The sequence below is a fragment of the Sphingobacterium sp. MYb388 genome, from assembly GCF_037479535.1.
GTDB classification, from domain to species: domain Bacteria; phylum Bacteroidota; class Bacteroidia; order Sphingobacteriales; family Sphingobacteriaceae; genus Sphingobacterium; species Sphingobacterium anhuiense.
In genome coordinates, this window is sequence record NZ_JBBGYV010000001.1 from 151043 (window position 1) to 171339 (window position 20297).

20 protein-coding genes and 1 tRNA gene are annotated in these 20297 nt (G+C 32.8%); 9 read left to right on the plus strand and 12 right to left on the minus strand.

Annotation, left to right across the window (positions count from 1 at the left end; translation table 11 throughout):
- Nucleotides 1–14: 14 nt before the first annotated feature.
- Complete coding sequence (gene pncA, locus WH188_RS00635; protein WP_132843979.1) at nt 15–605, minus strand: bifunctional nicotinamidase/pyrazinamidase; 591 nt, start codon at nt 603–605, stop codon at nt 15–17.
- A gap of 384 nt (nt 606–989) precedes the next feature.
- Between pncA and WH188_RS00640 the strand changes: the two genes are divergently transcribed.
- The 5 genes from WH188_RS00640 (at nt 990) to WH188_RS00660 (ending at nt 5933) form a co-directional block, all read left to right on the plus strand.
- A complete protein-coding gene (locus WH188_RS00640) occupies nt 990–1565 on the plus strand; it encodes a Crp/Fnr family transcriptional regulator (RefSeq protein ID WP_168128070.1) in 576 nt (191 codons plus the stop codon).
- 117 nt (nt 1566–1682) lie between these two features.
- The gene (locus WH188_RS00645; RefSeq protein ID WP_168128071.1) at nt 1683–2357 is read left to right on the plus strand and encodes an NADPH-dependent F420 reductase; all 675 of its coding nucleotides are present in this window, start codon (nt 1683–1685) and stop codon (nt 2355–2357) included.
- A 6-nt stretch (nt 2358–2363) separates the two neighbouring features.
- On the plus strand, nt 2364–2870 hold the full coding sequence (locus WH188_RS00650; protein ID WP_168128072.1) for a YybH family protein: 507 nt from the start codon (nt 2364–2366) through the stop codon (nt 2868–2870).
- 351 nt (nt 2871–3221) lie between these two features.
- On the plus strand, nt 3222–5189 hold the full coding sequence (locus tag WH188_RS00655) for a sensor histidine kinase (protein ID WP_339423045.1): 1968 nt from the start codon (nt 3222–3224) through the stop codon (nt 5187–5189).
- Nucleotides 5190–5192: 3 nt separating this feature from the next.
- A complete protein-coding gene (locus WH188_RS00660; protein WP_168128074.1) occupies nt 5193–5933 on the plus strand; it encodes a LytR/AlgR family response regulator transcription factor in 741 nt (246 codons plus the stop codon).
- A 19-nt stretch (nt 5934–5952) separates the two neighbouring features.
- On the opposite strand, the gene WH188_RS00665 is transcribed toward WH188_RS00660, so the two are convergent.
- From WH188_RS00665 to WH188_RS00715, 11 genes are all read right to left on the minus strand, one after another.
- Nucleotides 5953–7230 carry a TolC family protein gene (locus WH188_RS00665; protein ID WP_168128075.1) on the minus strand — a complete coding sequence of 426 codons (1278 nt, stop codon included), beginning with the start codon at nt 7228–7230 and terminating at the stop codon, nt 5953–5955.
- A gap of 62 nt (nt 7231–7292) precedes the next feature.
- Nucleotides 7293–8600 (minus strand): HlyD family efflux transporter periplasmic adaptor subunit, encoded by a 1308-nt coding sequence (locus WH188_RS00670; protein WP_168128076.1) that lies wholly within the window; start codon nt 8598–8600, stop codon nt 7293–7295.
- On the minus strand, nt 8590–10791 hold the full coding sequence (locus WH188_RS00675) for a peptidase domain-containing ABC transporter (RefSeq protein ID WP_132771939.1): 2202 nt from the start codon (nt 10789–10791) through the stop codon (nt 8590–8592). Before WH188_RS00675 ends, WH188_RS00670 begins: the two co-directional genes overlap by 11 nt.
- Nucleotides 10792–10793: 2 nt before the next feature.
- On the minus strand, nt 10794–11882 hold the full coding sequence (gene gwsS, locus WH188_RS00680; protein WP_237682867.1) for a grasp-with-spasm system SPASM domain peptide maturase: 1089 nt from the start codon (nt 11880–11882) through the stop codon (nt 10794–10796).
- Nucleotides 11879–12076, minus strand: coding sequence for a hypothetical protein (locus WH188_RS00685; RefSeq protein ID WP_168128029.1), 198 nt, complete (start codon nt 12074–12076; stop codon nt 11879–11881). Before WH188_RS00685 ends, gwsS begins: the two co-directional genes overlap by 4 nt.
- 1 nt (nt 12077) lies before the next feature.
- On the minus strand, nt 12078–12980 hold the full coding sequence (gwsG, locus tag WH188_RS00690; protein WP_168128077.1) for a grasp-with-spasm system ATP-grasp peptide maturase: 903 nt from the start codon (nt 12978–12980) through the stop codon (nt 12078–12080).
- Between the two features lie 118 nt (nt 12981–13098).
- Complete coding sequence (locus WH188_RS00695; RefSeq protein ID WP_132771937.1) at nt 13099–13320, minus strand: TIGR04139 family peptide modification target; 222 nt, start codon at nt 13318–13320, stop codon at nt 13099–13101.
- Between the two features lie 18 nt (nt 13321–13338).
- On the minus strand, nt 13339–13545 hold the full coding sequence (locus WH188_RS00700; protein ID WP_132771936.1) for a TIGR04139 family peptide modification target: 207 nt from the start codon (nt 13543–13545) through the stop codon (nt 13339–13341).
- A 162-nt stretch (nt 13546–13707) separates the two neighbouring features.
- Nucleotides 13708–13932: a TIGR04139 family peptide modification target gene (locus WH188_RS00705; RefSeq protein WP_132843965.1), complete on the minus strand. Its 225-nt coding sequence runs from the start codon at nt 13930–13932 to the stop codon at nt 13708–13710.
- 338 nt (nt 13933–14270) lie between these two features.
- Complete coding sequence (locus WH188_RS00710) at nt 14271–14564, minus strand: barstar family protein (protein ID WP_132771934.1); 294 nt, start codon at nt 14562–14564, stop codon at nt 14271–14273.
- A gap of 391 nt (nt 14565–14955) precedes the next feature.
- Nucleotides 14956–15040: transfer RNA gene (locus WH188_RS00715), tRNA-Ser, on the minus strand.
- A gap of 106 nt (nt 15041–15146) precedes the next feature.
- Here WH188_RS00715 and WH188_RS00720 point away from each other — a divergent pair.
- The 4 genes from WH188_RS00720 to WH188_RS00735 all read left to right on the plus strand — a co-directional run bounded on the left by WH188_RS00720 (nt 15147) and on the right by WH188_RS00735 (nt 20007).
- Entirely contained in the window at nt 15147–16262 is a 1116-nt protein-coding gene (locus WH188_RS00720) for a tyrosine-type recombinase/integrase (protein ID WP_339423046.1), read from the plus strand.
- Between the two features lie 109 nt (nt 16263–16371).
- Entirely contained in the window at nt 16372–17421 is a 1050-nt protein-coding gene (locus tag WH188_RS00725) for a hypothetical protein (RefSeq protein ID WP_339423047.1), read from the plus strand.
- 184 nt (nt 17422–17605) lie between these two features.
- Nucleotides 17606–18058 carry a hypothetical protein gene (locus WH188_RS00730; protein ID WP_339423048.1) on the plus strand — a complete coding sequence of 151 codons (453 nt, stop codon included), beginning with the start codon at nt 17606–17608 and terminating at the stop codon, nt 18056–18058.
- Between the two features lie 101 nt (nt 18059–18159).
- Nucleotides 18160–20007: a hypothetical protein gene (locus WH188_RS00735; RefSeq protein ID WP_339423049.1), complete on the plus strand. Its 1848-nt coding sequence runs from the start codon at nt 18160–18162 to the stop codon at nt 20005–20007.
- Nucleotides 20008–20297: the final 290 nt, after the last annotated feature.

The window sequence follows — 20297 nt, forward strand, 5'->3', positions numbered from 1 at the left end:
GAGTTGTCAGCTGGTCATATGATTGTACCGCCCTTCGAGATAAAGTCTTTTTTCACACGATCGTATCTTTCCAGATCTATTGGTTTAGATGCACCCGCTATAATACTCGATTTAAAACCTAAATCTAAAGCATCGTTTGCAGTGTAATATACGCAGTAATCAGCAGCCACTCCACAGACAGCTACTTCTGTAACACCTCTACCTTTAAGATAATCACCCATTCCTGTAGATTTTTTTCTACCATTATCAAAAAAACCACTATAGCTATCAATTTCTTTATCCATTCCTTTTCTAAAAATAGCTTCAATTGCATTTGTTGAAAGTCCAGAGACGAATTCAGCGCCTTTAGTTCCTTGTATGCAATGCTCTGGCCAAAGTACCTGATCTAATCCATTTAACTTTATTTCTTCAAATGGCTCTTTGCCAGGATGCGAGGTATAAAAACTTTTATGCCCCCTTGGATGCCAATCTTGTGTGGCTACCACAAGATCATACTGTGTCTGTAGCTCGTTAATTGTGTGCACGATTTCATCACCATGATTAACAGCTAAAGCACCTCCTGGTAAAAAATCATACTGTACATCGATTATAATTAAAGCTTTCATAAAGAAAAGTTAAATGTTAGTAAGGATACCTTGATATGTAATATTTTCCCTAATATAAGAAAAATGTTAGTAATTGCTGTTGTTGCTTTATTAAAAGGAAAAAAATAATTATTTCGGATTGTTTTATATGGTAAAGCATTCGTTTATGACTCTTTTTTACACCATCACTCCATGTACTCGGATCTTAAAGTTGTTAACTTTATTAGTATATTCCTTGTTTAAAAATTAGGATGAATGTTATAGCATATGTGTTTTAATTTTGAAAATATAGCGTATTTATCAAAACTATAAACGCGGCATTATTTAGAAATATTAAATCCATCATTATATTCATGGCATTCTCATTTTGTATCTTTAGAAGATTGTTTAGAAAAAAGAATTGATATGGATCATATTATAAACCACTTTAACCAGTATCTGCCCCTTGATAGCGAGGAGATCGCGGTTTTAACAAACCATATTACGAAGAGAACTATAAAAAGAAGACAGTTTCTTTTACACCAAGGGGATGTATGTAAGTCTTTTACCTACATACAGACTGGTTGTTTTAAAATGTACGGTATAGATGATAAGGGGGCTGAACATAATCTTGTCTTCGCAGCTGAAGACGATTGGATTTCGGACATAGGTAGTTTACATCGTGAAACTCCTTCGCAGTTATATATAGAAGCAATAGAACCTTCAGTAGTATTACAGATTTCCAAAGGTGATTTATGGTATTTATACACTAATTATCCAAAGTTTGACCGTAATTTCCGTGTGATTATTGAAAATAAATATATTGAACTTCAAAATCGATTATTACAAATGTTTAGTTCTACCGCTATTGATAGGTACGAAAGTTTTATTAATCAATATCCCAATTTAGCAAATAGGCTACCTAATACACAAATTGCCTCTTATTTAGGTATAACTGCAGAATTTTTGAGTAAAATAAAGAACGATAGATTTAGAAAATAACTATACTCTTAAACTAGATTAAGGGTATTTCTTATTATAGCTTATAGGTGTAGGTTGACTATTCATCGCAATTTTGTATTGTCAATAATGACAAACAAATTTTTAACATATAAAACGATGAATACAGTAAATCAACAAGTAAAAGTAGCCGTTATTGGTTTGGGTAATATTGGTAAAGCCATAGCCACTAATCTTGTAAAAGGAAATCACCCGGTTATCCTTTCCTCTAGAGCATTTGAGAAGGCAAGCAATCTGGCGGACAAATTTGGAAATCTTGCCACTGCAGAGGAGATATCCGATGCGATTCATAAAGCTGATGTAATCATTCCTGCGATTTACTTTGATAATATTAAAGAATTTTTGGTGCAGTATGCGACGGAGCTAAAAGGAAAAATTATTGTAGATGTTTCAAATCCAATTGCTCCAGATGGCAATGGAGGTTTTAGAAAAATTATTGATCAACATGATTCTGCAGGTCAGACTCTATTAGCTTTGGTACCTAAAGAAACCAGTTTTGTTAAAGCATTTGGAACTCTAGGTGTACATTCATTATCAGAAGAGGCTTTCGTTACCCCTCAAAATAAAGTGTTATTTTATGCATCGGATAATACTAATAGTAATCAATTTGTTGAAGAATTAATCAAAGCCAGTGGTTTTGAACCTCTTCATATTGGAGGTATCAATCAATCTATTCGCATAGAAGTATTTGGCGATCTTCATGAGTTCGGAGCACTGGGAAAAACAGTGGTACTTGATGAAGCAAAGGATATTATTGGTCAACATAAAATCTAAAATTGTATGATAAAGGCCATGGTGGCGGCAGTGTTTTTTTTTATGTTATTAGCCTGTCAAGATGAAACAAATCAACGGAATGATGATGCACATATTTCTAAACTTGAAAACTCAACAGTAATGAATAAACAAACAATAAAAGCGGAAATCGAAGATGCTTTGACTATTTATTTTGAGGCCCTGAATAAATCAAATGTCGAGCAGGCCGTCGGTCAATATACGGCTGACGGTATATTTATGGCAACAGGGTTGCCCACAGCAACAGGAAAACATGAACTTACAATAGCTTATCAAAATGTTTTTAAAGCAATCCTGCTTAATGTATCCTTTAAAATGGAGGAAGCAGTTATACTTGAAGATAGTGTAGTATTTGTTCGAACTCAATCAAACGGAAGTCAATTGATCCGTGCTAGTGGACAAAAATCTAACGAGTTAAATCGAGAGTTTTTTTTAATGAAAAAAGAAAATAACAAATGGAAGATCGCTCGGTACATGTTTAACCAACCAAAATAGGTACTAGATAGAAAATCGTAATTTAAAATAAAAATCAAAACCCTGTAAATTTTCTGATTTATAGGGTTTTGATTTTATGTAATATGGTAAACCGGCGGATTTTTTTTAAAATAATTTTAGCATTTTTTATTTGACTATTTATATAATTGAATTGAGAGCCCCTGACTAGTTCCATTTTTTAAATATATTTGAAACAAACTAATTGAAGTCAGCACTTCTGTAACCTTATTTATTTTTACATATAGTATAAGTTTCGGACAATCTTGTTCTTTAAATATCGACAAGATCGTTTCGAATATTGGTTGAACTATAGCGAATATTGAAAATGGTTTATATTAGTTGTTTTAAAAAATGATTTTTATAGGGATGAAAGAATATTGTCTAAAAACTGGTCGCTTGCTGAAATTGAATAGAATTTGGAGCATAATTTTCTGCATTTATTTTTTAACCATATTTGTAAGCTGTGACTCCAGTCAGAAGCCAACAATTTCTAAACATGCAGGTTTGACTTTGGACAGTGTTGCAAAGCATCATTTGTTAAGTTCGATTATAAATTCAACACAGGATAATAATCGGATCAGAGATAGTCTGTTTGTCGAGTATGAAAAATCAGCCAATTTTAACAAGAATATTTATTATTGGGCACTCAAAGCACTTAATTTACCCTTTGGTTTTAAAGATGATTCACTGATAAGTAGTGTGAATAACATATATATATTACCTAAGCAGGTGGATGAGTGGGCTTTAAAGAAATATGTGCTCTTAAAAAGTAAAGCCGACCATACAGATATTAATAGCTCAGAAGTGACCAAGGAGCTTATGAATACAAGAAGTCAGGTGGAGAAATCTAAGTCTGTATTCTTATTTTTATATGACAACATGTTGGCCATGATTTTTTATACTAATCAGGACTCCGAGAATTCTTTACGGTATATTAAATTGTTCAGACAAAATCATCCTTATGCAACATCTGCACGCTTCCTTCAAATGTACTATGATATTCGTTTTATGATCTCCTTAGATCTTGATGGAACTCCTGGGGCTGAGACATATCTGGATAGCTGTCAAGCTTTGGCTAGAGAATTGGATGATACAATGGCATTAATGCGTTCGATTGACTTTGAATCACAATGGCTGAAAAAACAGGGAAAGACAAAAGAAGCTGTTGATCGACATAGGATATATTTTAACTATCTCACCAAAACGAAAGAGAATACGGCATTAAAACAGTACAATAATTTTGCCGACCTATTCCTTGCTAACAATCAACCTGATTCAGCTATTCTATATGTGAAGAGGGGGATGGAAATCGCTCGTAAAAACAAAAAGGAAACCAAAGATATGACTTCGGTATTGGATATCTTAAGCAAATCTTATGAAAAAAAGGGCGATTATAAACAGGCTTATCTATATGGTAGAAAACAATATGAAGCATATCTACAGGCCACTGAGGTGATGCAAAAGACAGCGATAGCTGACATTACTGCACGTTATGATGCTCAGAAGAAAGATGAAGCAATTCGATCTCTTCAGGAAAATAATGATTTAAACAGTAAATTTATTACCCAACAGCGATGGACATTTATAATTTTCATCATATTGACGATCTTTATTGTCTTTTTTGTTTTCAGCTCCTACAAACAAAAACTCTTCAAGGCTGAACATGATAAATTGTTATTACAACATAAACAACTTGTCTTAGAACAAAAAAATAGGCAAAATCAGCTAAATCCTCATTTTATATATAATTCTATTGCCAACTTGCAGGGCTTGATCAGTACCGATAAAAAATTGGAAGCAAATAAGTATTTGGTTACTCTGACAAAAGTTATCCGCGATATGTTAGAGTTAAATAGAAAAGATTTTATACCGTTAGAAAAAGAAATAGATAGTCTTAATAACTACGTCAATCTTCAACAAATGCGTTTTAATCACTCTTTTGAATATCATGTGGAAACAGGCGATTTAGACTTAGATAATACACTTATTCCTCCGATGTTAGTCCAGCCCTTTTTAGAAAATGCGATAGAACATGGTCTTATGAGCCTGGAGGATAAAGGTTGTCTACAAGTTAGGTTTTACCAAACTAAAGGTACGCTACATATTGAGATTACTGATAATGGAGTGGGAGTGGCGGAAAACTCACAGATAAAAAAGAAGAAAGAATCCTTATCTCAGGTAATAACCGAGGAGCGTATTGAACTGCTATTTGGAAAGGATAAGCATGTTGCAGGTATGCGCAAACATCCGAATTTTAAACAGGACGGAACAGGTTATCAAGTTGAAATATATTTCCCATTAACTCTGAATTTTGATTAGATTATGTTAAAGATTTATGTACTCGAAGACGAGGCGAATATACTTCGTTATATCCAATCCATTTTGGATGAAATACCCTATGTGCGGATGGTTGGAAGCTCGTCTAATATCAAAAAGGCCGAGATCGACATTCCAAGAGAATTACCGGACCTTATCTTATCAGACATACAGTTAAAAGATGGTCTCAGCTTAGCATTATTAGCCAATCTTAATTTAGATGCTAATATTATATTTATAACTGCTTTTAACCAATATGCTATTGAAGCGCTTAATCTTGGCGCTATTGGTTATCTGACAAAACCGATCGATCCAAGTTTACTCATGGAGAAGATTGAACAATGCTATAAAAAGACGACAGAATTTACGCTAAACCAATTACAGCTCAAGATTGCAGAAAGTCATCTTAAACATCCGGCTACTCCAAAAAAAATAGCACTTCGAACCTTTGAATTTACACAGATTGTTGATGTAGAGGATATTTTATACTGTTTTAGTGATAAAGGATATACTACTTTTCATTTAAAAGATGGGGTCAATTTAATGGTTTCTAAAGTAATAAAGCATTTTGAAGCGATGTTGCCTCAAGAACAGTTTATACGTTGTCACCAATCTTATCTTATTAATTCCCATTATATCCATAAGTATTTTAAAGACGGGCAACTGGAAATGAAGGATGGCAGGATGATTCCTATTTCAAATCGAAAGCGAGAAATGATTATGCAGTTTATCGAAGGATTGGGATAATTTTATTTTTTGAACAGGTTTAAAATTTAATGTCACCTGTACTCAGATAATGGATTAAAATTTGTGTAAATAGCATATTGTATTTAGTTTGAATCAGCTCACTCTCTGTCGTGAGCAGGTTCGAACGCGATGTATTTAAGTCATATATACTGATTCTACCTGCCTCGTAACTTTTTAAACTTAAATCAAAAGCCTTTTTAGTGACTTCCAGAACATTAGTTGCTAGTTTATATTGTTTTTGATAATTATCCAGATCTAGTAATTGTTTTGTTAGCTCCTGCTTGATAGTAAGCTGTTCTAATTGTATTTGTTTTGCATTTTCAGCCTGTTGAATCTTATTCTTTTGAACAGCTGTCTTAACAGTATTTTTGTTGAATATTGGTACATTGATGGTCAGACCTATCTGTTGAGAAAAATTATTTTGAAGCTGATTAAATAAAGGAAGTCTTCCAAAGCCTGTAGTCAAATTATTGAAATAAAAACTACCCAATGTCAGACTCGCATCAATCGTGGGGTAAAGCTGGGCTTTTATAGCTTTTTGATCAAATTGAAGTGCCTCACTCAACAATGCATATTTTTTTAATGCAGGGTGCTGTTTTAAATAGGAACTGTATAAATCCGAAGATTCAGAACTTGATTGCTGTAACGGTGAAAAAGCCTTAGTTTCCGTATTAATTTCAAAATTTTGATCTGGTTCAATAGCCATTATTTGTTTAAGTTCCAATATAGCTTTATCTATAGTGTAGTGCGCCTGTCTATTCTTTTCGTTCTCACGTTCATAATTAGCCTTTGCTTCGTATAATATAGTGAGTGAAGTGGCTCCGAGGTCAGTTGACTTTTGTACTTTTAAAAGTTGGCTCTCTGCAAAAAATAGAGCTGTATCTACCGATTTGCAGATCTCTTTTTGCAACAATACGTTTAGGTAAGCCTGGATAGTTTTTAGTGTTATTTCTCTTTTGAGTAAAGCTAAGTCTTGTCCGCTTGCTTCCATTTCTCTCTCTGATTTCTTAATGAAATTTTTCAGTTTGCCATTGTTTAAGATCGAATAGGAGGAAGATAAACCTAATGTACTGTTGAAGTTGTCATTTCGTGCATTGTTACCAAAAATATCTTGAGATTGTCCAAAATTGTTGTATAAATTTGTAAATCCATTTAGATTAGGTAGACGTTCATTTTTGTAATTTTTTATATCTAGATTTTTGTCTTCAAGAACTAATTTCGCTTTGTCTAAAGTGATATTCTTTTCAAGTGCAACGGCAATGCATTGGTGTAAGTCAAAAGTCTGTTGTGCGAACAAAACTTTGCCTGTAATGCATGTGATGCCAAGCGTTAGTAATATATATCGAAATAACACAATCATTAATTATCTTGATATCTAAGTAAACTCCTTAATTGACTCAATATTCTTTCAGCAAGTGTTAATTCTTGTGTAACAATATCAGCCGTTCCGCTCAATTCCTTGTCAAATACAATTGTTTTATGATAAGAAGTCTGTAATCCATTGGGCAGTGCTACTTCTATATAGTATTTACTGTCTTTATCTTGAACTAAAGCAATGGATTTGATTTTCCCTTGTACTATACCATATTCCTGGTACTTATAATTATCAAGCTTGATCAATACCTTTTGATTTATTTTTATTTTACCTTGATTCTGCGCTCCTATATGCATTTGTCCTATTGTTATCTGTCTATTGTTTGGCAGTATACTGAGCAGGGTACTGCCCGCTTTCACAAATTGTTTCTCTCCTAAAAATTGGAGATAACTTAATGTTCCATCTATAGAAGCATAGACGAGATAAGTTTTTTCCCATTGTCGTAGTGCTTTTTTGAGCTTTTCAAGTAATAAGATAGAAGCAGATGAATAGGAAGTTTTTTCTTTAACAATATTTACATCTGCACCTGATTTTATTTTTTTAAAGTTTAAAATAGTTTCTTCCAATTGCGCAATTGATATTTCTGTATTTTTGAAATTCCTTTGCGCTTCCAATAATTTTACTTTTTCATTTTCAAGTTCTAAAGCAGCTATCACACCTTCACGATGTAATGATTCGGAACGCTTGTAGTTTTTTTCGGTCAATTGTAACTTACTTGATTCTAATATATGTTGTTGCCTAAGATTTGCAACACGTTCTTTATAATCTGTAATACCTTTAAGGGCCGTTACCTCTTCTGCAGCATAAGGCTGTAGATTGGTAAATAATATCTCTTCCTCCAGCGCCTTGGCAAAGGCATTGTAATCTTCCTGTACTTCACCCAATCTAAAGCTGGAAACAAGTTGTAATGGAAATTTACTAAGTTGTTTCGTCGATAGAGAATCGAGAATCTTCTTTAATTGATATATATCTTGATCATCGGCTGACGACTCCAAAACCATCAGTAAGTCTCCTTTTTTTACTGTTTTTTGATCTTTTGCGATCAATTTTTCAATCCGTGAATCGATCCTAACCTCAATTTTCTCTGGTGGATTTTGAGATGATATAATAATAGTAGATGAAATGAATTCTGGATATTTAATAATGCATGCCAGTAAAAAAAATAAAAGTATTATACCTAACATCACTAGGCTTCCCCAACGGATAAGCCAATTTGGCGGTGTTTCTAAAACCTCCTGTACCTGCTCTGAACGCAGATTGATATTGTCCAATATGTTGTCTTTAGTTGCCAAGTTCTAATTGATTTTTTACTAATCGATAATATTCTCCTTTTAAGGATACAAGCTGTTCATGGGTGCCTTCCTCGACCACTTTACCTTTATCCAGTACGATTATTTTGTTTGCATTTTTTACAGTAGATAAGCGATGTGCGATAATCACTGCCGTTCGCCCTTTTAGGAACTGATTCAAATTATCTGTTATAACTTTTTCTGTATTTGCGTCAAGGGCAGAAGTTGCTTCGTCGAAAAATACATATTGTGGAGATTTATAGACTGCACGCGCTATTAACATCCGTTGGCGTTGTCCCCCGCTGATACCTAATCCTTCATAGCCAATTTTTGTATTGTAACTTACTGGCAATGATTCAATAAAATCTTTTATATGTGCGATTTCTACCGCGTGCTTTAATTTTTGCTTATCTACACTAATATTACCCATTGCAATATTATTTGCTATACTTTCATTGAAAATGTAACCATCCTGCATAACAACGCCACAGGATGCACGCCACATACTGGGGGCGATATGGCGTATGTCGGTCTTCCCAATCTTAATTTCACCTTCATCTGCATCGTAAAACTTTGTTAATAGTTTCATTAAAGTCGTTTTTCCAGATCCACTGGCGCCTACAATAGCGGTCGTTTTTTCATAGGGAATCAATAGATTCAAATTTTCAAATACAGCATGAGTTGATCCTTTATAGCGAAATGTTAAGTTCGTTACTGAAATATTTTGTTCTGGAATTTCAGACGCATAGTTATTATCCAGACTTTCCTCATCGTCCTTTCCGTGGATTTCATTCAATCGCTCCAGTGCAATTTTAGCATCCTGCGTTTGTCTGATGAAGTTCATAAATTGGATTAATGGACTATTTAGCTGTCCTATGATGTATTGCACAGAAAGCATCATTCCTAATGTCAATTGACCTTCTACCACCAGGCTTGCCGCGATAAAACTGATGAATACATCTTTAAGTTGATTGATAATATTTCCACCTATAGTCTGTATCTGTTCAAGCTTAAGTGCTCTAATTTTAATTCTGAAAACTTTAATCTGAATACCTTCCCATTGCCAACGTTTATTGGTTTCGGCATTATTCATTTTGATTTCTTGCATACCATTGATCAATTCCATGACCTGGCCTTGTTCTTCTGCTAGCTGGGAGAACTGTTTGTAATCTAATTCTCTTCTCTTCTTTAAAAAAAATGCGATCCAAAAGAAATAAAGAACAGCACCTACCAGATAAATAATAAAAAGCTTATAGCTGTAAAATAGAAGAACAACACCAAAAACCAAAAAATTGATCAATGAAAAGAGTGTCTGTAGAGAGTTGTTGGTAAGTAATTGTTCGATTCGACCATGATCAGCGATTCGTTGCATGATATCGGCCGTTACCCTTGAATCAAAAAAGCTAATAGGCAAACGCATCAATTTAATGAAGAAATCAGATACAATAGATATATTGATGCGTGATGATAGGTGCAGTAAAATCCATCCTCGGATCACTTCTATGCCCATTTGTCCAATATAAAGCATAATTTGGGCAAATAACACTAAATAGATAAAATTTAAATCTTGATTCTGAATCCCTATATCAACGATACTTTGTGTCAGAAACGGAAAAACCAAGGACAGTAAACTTCCTCCTATCAACCCTAAAGCCAATTGAATAATAAAGGATTTATATTTAAAAAAATAATGTTTCAGATAGTTTTTGATAGAAAAGGATCTGTCTGAAATGTCTTCTTGTTGATCAAAACGTGCTGTTGTTTCTAGAACGAGTACAATACCTTCTTCTGTTGTATCGGTAGCACCTTTTCCTATCCAGTTCTGTAGAAATTCTTCTTCTGAATAGCTAATTAAGCCGTAACTTGGATCTGAAATATAGATTCGGTAACCCTGACGTTTTTTTTGAATTTTATAGACAACAACGTAATGTTGTTTCATCCAAAACACTACACAGGGAAGTGGTGCGTCTTCAACAAGTGTCTTGAAATCTATTTTTACAGAAAGTGTTTTAAATCCTATAGATTCGGCAGCTTTACTTAATCCCAAAAGACTTGATCCTTCGCGTGTTGTCTCGGACAAATCACGGAGCATCTGGAGGGGTAATATTTTTCCGTAATATTTACTGATAATGCGGAGACAGGTAGGTCCACAGTCTTTGGAATCCGGTTGTTTATAGAATGGAAATTTTGCCATATTTAATTTTTCGGAGCCAATTGTTCAAAACCATAGTACGTTATCGCTTGTTGTTTTAGCGGATTCATAGACCATTCCGACCATTCATTGCTATAGGGGTCATAGCCACATTTTAAGGGTTTGGAAATATCCAAACCTTTTTTATTGTATTGGGAACGTTCTGTAAAAGCCCTGCAATCGGTGCATACATTTCTAAATTCACAATCTTTACAAACCATTATTTCTTCTTTTGTCAGATGCCAATATTCCTGAACCGAATTTTGCTGTAATACTTCTTCTAAAGTCATCTCTTTTATGTTACCAAAAGATTGTGGCATTGCTGGACAGTTCTTAATATTACCATTTATATCGATTCCAATCTTTTTGTGAAGGCAAGAATTATGATTTATAGCCTCTAGAACTTTGGGCATATTTGTATTGAAATAATCTGTATTTACTTTTCCGCAGGAATTAATGGATAGTGCATCTTCAGTAAAATCAACCATAAATCTGAAACTGGAATTCGATAGCACAGGGACTTTTTCACATTGATAAAATACAAGATGATAAATCCGCTGACTTCGATCATGAACAGCTTGAAGAAAAGCTTCGTTAAGAGCAGTAGAATAGGCTGTAAATATTTCTAAACCTTCTAAAGGTGTATTTTCAAAAGCACGGTCAAAATCGATGATTTCTTGTGAAGATGCTGAACTTCTGCAAAAAACAACCACATGTTTAATATTTAAATTGGTTATAGATTTTATTAATGTTTCTGGTACGGATAGTTTTTCAATTTCTATAAATAAATTGGAAACCAATTGATAATCATGGTACTCGTAAGATAATGGGGGGAAATTTTTATCCCAATCGTTTTCCGTAATAAAACCATATTCCTTTTCCAATAAATAATCGAGATATTCTTGGACAATATTTTTGGATTCTGGATCATAATTGTCAAGTACCGATTCAATGGAACTCGATTTTAATTCTTCAATAAGCTCATACAATTCTAACGGATATAATTTGGAAACATTTCTCCCTAAATCGGATACTAGTATACGATTATATCCCTTTGTTATAAAGATGTCAGTGTACAAATTAAAAAATCTCATATCAGTCTTGTCAATCGTTTAAATGGTTTTGTCCGTAACAAATAATCTGTTTGATACGTTGAACATTTTAGATAAAGCGATGAATCTGAATCTAAATTATTCGAACTTTTACCATCATACAATTCCATGTATTCAAATGTCAGAGGAAGCTTATTCTCTTCTTTTATAATCAGGTCTTTTACTTTTTCTTCCATATTATAGGTATGTTGCTATTTCTCTTTCTAATCCATAGTTACAGGCATTGGACATTCCTAAAAATTGACCAATGGCATTAATTTCTAAAAAATAAAACTTATCGCCAGATTTAATAAAATCTAAAGACCCTGAATTTAGATCTAATGTCTGCATCAATACCTTAATTTTTTGCTCTACTTCCAGAGGTAGGTTATACCGGACATTTCTATTGGGAATTTTGCTGTTGTATCTTCTATGATCAATCTTTGTTCTTTCATCATTTTGTGATATAATGGCGGTAGAATAAATTTTTCCATTTAAGTAGAAACTTCGTATCTCGAAATCTTTTTCGATCTTATCTTGAAAAAAAGAAATAAAGAAATTGGATTCTTTCTTTTGCTCGATGACCGATGTGTACATAATACCATTCTGATTTTCATGAACCATATCTATTATCGGCGTACCAGAAATGGGTTTCACAATGGTTTGATTGATGATAACATCCTTCATATCTTCAGCCAAAAAATAAGGTGGTACATCCAATCCTACTTCTTTTGCTTTTTCTAAAACCAATAGTTTGTTAACATGGCTATTACTTTCCTTATTGATGTGTTTCTTTCCTTCCAAAGATTTGATTACATAATCCGTTAACCAGTGCTGTACTTCAAACATATAGCGATTTATAGCTTGATTCTCGTACTTTAATGTATCAAATGCGATATTTCCTCGTCGATACCATACAGCAGTTATTTCATCAAGAAAAAATTGATTTCGCGTGCTTTTTAAAAGAATTCTTTTTTCTATAGCTTTGATTTCAAATACCTCGTTTTCATGAATACGGATAAATTCCTTCTTCATAGCAATAAGCCACTTTATGACCGTTGTGGTCGTGATTTCATTGTTTTTAGAGATGATTAAAATCATAAATTTGAGTAGTGTACTATTTTTAAGTATAACAGTCTTTTTAAAAACATAAGCTGCTTTTGCAAACAAAAGCAGCTTATGTTTTAGAAATATATTTCGATTAAAACTGAAATTTAGTTTAATCTAGGTGAGGAAATCGGCCATCTTTGATCCATACTCTTGACAGGTATGTACCACCATTTCCATCATAAACATCTACATCAGAGCAACCATGTGCATCGACGAAGTTTGAACGTATTTCATAAACACCACCAGACATGGCTAATCCGCCTACAGTATTTATATCGATTTTCTTCTTTTCCAAAGCAGAAAAATCCTTCATTCCAGTTAATTTCTTCATAACCTTAAAATAGAACTATTAACAACCTGAACAATCATAAAATCTAGCACGCCATTTACCTCCATGATAGTAATCTACATCCTGACATCCATTTTCATCTAAGAAATTAGATCTGATATACTGAGGCCCACCAGCCAAACTACCTAACACAGCTTTAGAATTATCTAAGTCTAGTTTTTTGTTTTCTAAAGAAGAGAAACTCTTCATTCCATTTAATTTTTTCATTTTTTTAAAATCTATAATTGACAAATTCAATGCACAATTGCTTGTGTTCTTTAAAATCAATCAGTAAGTCAATGGGGCTCGGGGAACATACATATTCGCCAGGTAATCAATGTTCTTTTGAATAATGTTAGATGTACACGATGTGATGAATCGATTCAGTTATTACCAAGAAACGTCACAATCTGACATATCCCATCCTCTTCCAACAAATCTACTACCGATGTACATATCATAATCTTGAGCACCGTCTGCATTTAAAAAGTTAGAAGAAACTTGGGTGAAACGTTCCTGAGATAGACGACCTCCAGTAACACCTTCCACATTTTCTAAGTCTAGTTTTTTGTTTTCTAAAGAAGAGAAACTCTTCATTCCATTTAATTTTTTCATTTTTTTTAAATTTTATAATTAACAAAGGCAATGCACCATCTATGTATTCTTTAAAAATAATCAATTAGAAAGAGGTCTTTTTAGGCAATAATTATTCGGCTGGTATTTATGTATTTTCGAATACTTTGGGTAAATATTCGGTTGATTAATAATTTTCTACGATACGTTTTACATCATTAAATTTCAAAAATTCTACATGTAAAAAATGAGAAAGCCCAGTTTTGTAGCTGGGCTTTTTAGTAGTTTAGGGAGGGAGTGTTATCGTTAGTCACCTATGTAGGCGCTTTAAGCTATAGATAACCACGTCCATCATTTATTCTTTATACTACAATTATTTCTTAGTCTTTTGTCTCAAATTCAATATGATCGTGGTATGCGATTATCGCACATAAAGTATCTGTAAGTTTCTCCCCTAATTCGCTTCTGCTTTTAGAAAATTTTGTCCAAACAATTTTTACAGATGTCGCATAATCGTAAACACCAAAACCGCCACAAAGTAGGTCATTAAACGCGTCTAGATTATGCCCTGTTTGCCAATCAAGATCTTTCGTCAAGACTTGGTCGACTTCATGATAGAAACTTTCTAAATCAGAAAAATTGTCTCCGTTTATTATGATTGTCAGTTTGTCCATTTTAATCTTACATGATTATGTTCGCTCCTAATGGTTCAGCAAAACCAATCTACAAAAAAAGTAGGAATGATACCTATGCTATAGGAAGACTTTATCTAAAAATAAAACCATTCGTTATGCTTATTCACTTTGTCATGTAAGTGTGTGATGTTTTATTTCAATATTCAATTTATTCTATTGGATATAAACTGTCAAGATGTTCAAAGACTGGTTATGTAGTGCCTTTGTGCGGTGTTTATCTAGCGGTTCATTTTAGCGAGACCCTAGCTAACCATCTTTTAGGGTCTCGCTGGAAATGAGAAGTATTTAAAAAAACGATATGGCGTGTAAAAGAAAAACCCTACAAATTGTACAATTTGTAGGGTTTTGATACGTTTTCCTTGTTAGGATGCGGAGAGGGCGGGATTCGAACCCGCGGTACCGTTAAGTACACACGCTTTCCAAGCGTGCTCGATCGACCACTCTGACACCTCTCCGGAGTCTGTTGGCTTTAAATGCGGTTTTTATTTATATTCCCGCTAGGTCATTCTTTAGCAAATACTATATGCTTTAGGTCACATTTTGGAAAACTGTGCCAAAACTGTGACGAAAAACTACACAACACCCGTAATCTTACAAGGTAAGGTTAGGAGTACAAAAGCTTTACAAGCGAATGAGAAATGGTTTATTGAGTTCTATTTCGATGGAAAAAGACATCGTAAATCTGATGGACTGAATCGTATTAAGGATTATCAAAACAAGATCAAGAATTTTTCAGAGTTACGTATCCACTATGAAAATCTATTACAATCAGGTCGATTCAATACAATTGAAGCTATTAAAATAGAGATTCCAATTGTTTCCAAAGCAATCGAATTATTTATTCAGTTTCAAATCGATAAAGGCTCAAGGCTTAAAACAATTCAGAGCTATTCCAGTAAACTTAAATTCTTGAATGAAATCTTTGCTTCGGCTAAAATTGATTCTCTGCAATTTAGTCATCTGAACAAGCTTCTTGTTTCGTTGGGCAAGAAATGGATGCCAAAGACATTCAATAACTGTAAAGGTATCTATTATGGTTTTTTTGAATTTTGTATTTCAGAGGGTTTTATTGAGACGAATCCAGTATCCAAGATAAAGAACAGATATGTTTCTAAAACAGAGAAGCATAAAGTATTCACAGATGAAGATTTCAAGAGTATTATGAATGCTGTTGATAAAGATCGAATGTTATCTTTATTTGTGAAATCTATTTACTATACATGTATTCGACCAAAAGAATTGATGTTATTACAGCGTAAACATTATGATTTCGAACGAAATCTTATTTTTATTCCTTCACACATTAGTAAGAATAGAAAAGATGGTTACTCGACAATTTCTTCCAACTTTAAAAAGCTTCTTGAACCATTTCAACATATAGACCAAGAATTGTATCTTTTCTGTAACGATAATTGTTTATATGGAACAATTCCATATCATCCGAATAGACCTTACAAAAGGTTTGTGACAATTCTTAAAAAGCTTAGATTAGATAATAAAGGATATACCATGTATAGTTTTAAGCATTTTAGTAATGTAAAGAAATTTCTAGCAGGATGGAGTTTGGCTGAAATCATGAAAGCTAATCGACATGCCTCTATTGAAGAGACAGAGAATTATCTTAAGGATTTACTTGATTTTGTTGATATATCAGAAAAGGAAGTTCCAAGTATTTAGTGAGACACGGAAATTTTGTTTTTATACCCCTTTCAAAAAATCATGTCTCAATTATTTCTGATAAGCCTATCGTTAATTCGATGGGCTTTTATATTTTAGCAGAAAAAAGATGTCTGAGTCACCAAAATACCAAAAAGTAAATATTAACTATTCAATTGATCTAACTAATATAGCTCCTTACTACAATTACACGCCTAGTTTTCCAGATCCTAAAAAGGAAAATAATATGATTATGGAAATTGATATAGAGAGGTATGTTGGAGGTGATGATTGGAATATCTCTAGTTTTATTCAAAGGTATTTCCAGCCTATAAATCCTAGAAATTATACAGGTGAAGAAGTTCAGGTAATTCATACACTATATTACGAAATAATTGCAATCACCTACCTATTTGCTACATACGAATGGAGTACATATTTCAAATATCTTTACGCTTCTTATCAAATAGATAAGAAAGCGCCTAATAGCAAATTTGAGAATAAAGGTAACTTTATATCCAAAGAGCTTGAGCAATTAAAAGAAATAATCAATCTACTACAAATGATTAAACACCTTGATAGGAGTGATGCTACTTTTAGATTGAAAAGCGAAAATGGTGATGTAATTAAACAAAATACTCTAAAAATAGATTCAGAGGAACGAGAGGTGATATTAAATTTATTACTTGCCCACAGGGTTTCTAAATGGTCTTTAGAACAACTTACAGAGGAAGATATCAAGTATTTTAATGAGAGCTTAAATATGACCTTTTCTTTCGCAGAAGATCTTCCAATTGCGCAGGTGATGAAAAAGATGAACAACATAACTTCACAGGCTATCATGAAAATATTTCAAGATGACGGATTGTATCCTAATATTGAATTAAGCTATATGGAAAGGTTGTTTACTGAGGCTACACAAAATTGGGGCTGGGATGAACGAGTTTCACCACTGAATAAATTCAATAGCTTAATCGCAAAAACATTGGATAGATATCTGACTGACAAATCAACTGAATTGAGTAATTACTTTAAGATAGGTTTGAAAAAACAGAAAGAGCACATTATATTCTCCTGCCTTCGATTCTTTGGCTTTGTTCCGCAGAATCCCAAATTAGATTTTGATCAGCCCTTTGATTTAAAGGAAGATTATATTAAAGACCTACTAAAAAGTAAATAAAACTCAATAATATTCTTGTTCATTTTCAATGGGGGGTATACTTTACGAAAGTAAAATATTATCCCCTTTTCGTTTCTTCAGACTTTTGTGATGTCCGAGAGGGATACTACTTTAAACAATAAGGCGCCAAGTGTTTAAATGTGGACATGAACTAGGGAGACATAAATATTAAAATTTGAAAAAGATGAATATAATTAATTTTAAAAAATCAGCGACCAAAACAAACATTGAAAATATTGCTAAACCTTTATTCAATGGCGCTACAAAAAAAGCAACTAAAGCTACCATTAAATATACATTGAACAACAAAAGTTTTTTTGTCGAAAACCACAAATATTTAGGTGTAATTTCCAAAAAGAACTTTATAGCTTATTACAAGGCAATACCTAATTCACATCGAAAAGGACTATGGTTATTATTAAATAATCTTACAAATGGGATAGAAATTTATATAAGTGATGTAAGACTTGACGAAAATAATATCTCTAATGTTGAAATTACCACCAAGTATCGCGGAAAAGAAGTTACATATAAGATGTTTTACTTCTTTGGCTTATACAAGCTTTTGAGCTTTGCAACTAACGTAAAATATAATCTTGATTTGAAGGAGCTCCTAACTATTGCAAATCAAAAATAAACCCTAGTATAATTTAAGCTGAGGAATCCTCCTCAGCTTTTCCCTTAACGTTTCAAGATTTTTAATAACGCACATATGTGCGAACAGATATTCTATGCCTTATGAAAACTACAACTATTAAATTAAAAAAAGATACATACCTAAGTAAACCGGTTCCAACTAACACCATTTTTTGCAAAAACCTTACAGGTATTGGGGCAACCCATATTGAATTAAATGTTGCACAAAGAAATTCTATCATTATTGAACCAAATGTTCCTGTAATTATTGGTAAGACCAAAGGACGCAAAGGTGTTTTAGGAGTATATGAAGGTGTGAATAAGGTTCATATTGAAAAGTATCTTAGAGGTAATGTCGAAGATAAAAAGTTAGTAACTACCCCCGAATCATTGTCTAAAATTATAGCAGTATTTGAAGAAATGGAAATTGATTATTTAAACACATACTTTATGCTTATTGACGAATGTGATAAGTTAACTAAGGATGTTAATTATAGAAAATCAATATTGTTATCACTTGAATATTTTTTCAAATTCAAATACAAAGCTTTCGTTAGCGCAACTGCACTAATTCCAACAGACCCTCGATTTAAAGAGAATGGCTTCTCAATATGCAATGTGATTCCAACTTTTGATATACAAAGGGATTTGAACATAATTACAACAAATCATTCACTATCAACATTGAATAAGGTTTTACAATCTTCAAAGGCAGATAAGGTATTTATCTTTCTGAATAGTGTTAGTGGTATAGCTCGCATTATTAAATCACTAAAAATTGATAAATTATCATCTGTTTTTACATCAACTGATGGGTGTAAAGAATTCTGCGAGAAGACAAAAGGTGTTACTCCCAATCATGTTATAGATATGGTCGACAATGCAAAATTTAGTAAGTATAATTTTCTAACTAGCCGCTTCTTTTCTGCTGTGGATATTAAATTGGATGAGCAAGTGGACATTGTAATGATTTCCGATATTGATAATTTTCAACATTCTATAATTGACCCGAATACAGATATTCTACAAATTATCGGTCGTTTACGTAAGAAGGAATTGGTTAATTCCATATCTTTTATCTGCAAAATTTCAAAATATGTAAATTATGTTTCTGAATCATCAATTGAAGAGGCGTTTAGGTTTGGAACTCAACTAAGAGTGTTCTTAAAGACTCACTATATCTCAACAGACAATGAGGGCCTGAGGAGTTATCTTAAAGAGATTATTCAAATTAATGCAGATAAAGCATTTTTTAACGAGGATTTTACTCCAAATTATTTCATGATGGACAATTTTAGACTTGAGAATAGAGTGAAATCTCTTTACGTTTCAACTAAGAAGTTGATTGAAGCTATTAAGGAAGTGGGGATTAGGAATACTGATTTAAAATATTTTAACGTGGATCATGTCGAAGAATTTTATGACCTTTCTTCATTAGATGTAAAACTTGTATCAGCATATAAGCCATTTAAGGATAAATACGAACAGCTAATCATTGCTATGCAATCTATTCAAAGATTAAGAAAGGAAAGAGCAGAAAATAAATATCAGATTGATAGTTTAGAAGAACTTGAGAGTCTGATTACTCGTGATTATCCTGAAATGTATGAGATTTTTTTAAACGAAGGGGTTGACAAACTTCGTAAGATTGGTAAAAGTCTAAATAAAATAAAGAAGCACTATTATTTATACTATGACAGTACCCATCTTGAGAATGTACCATTAATCCGTGAATTGTATCAAAAATTTGAATCCGGAAAAGAATATAATCAAAGCGAATTCTTAGATTTATTTATGGTGATTTATCAAAAATACGACTCAGAAGCAAAGAGAGAAATCAATGCTATTAAAAGATTCTATGAAATTAGAACCTTTAAAAAAAGGGTTGACAGTTCTGAAATGAGAATGATTAAATTAGAAAAAGCAAAATTTAATATATCTCTAAAATAATTTGAGACGTCAATATTATCTTATTATACCCTTTAAGAAAAATGACGTCTCAGTGGTTATAATCAGTTACCAACCTTTTAGAGGTGAAACAATTTGAGACAGTATTTTCTCCACTTGAAACAAGATGGATAAGTTACTGTCTTTTCCACATTGCGACAATCTTAACGTTCCTAAAATTAATGAAGTCAAGCAAATTCTAAAAATGGTATTCATTTATTTTAATATATATACACCAGGAGTTATTAAATGCTGTAAGATGTTGATAATAAGTAATGTATTTATTGTACTTA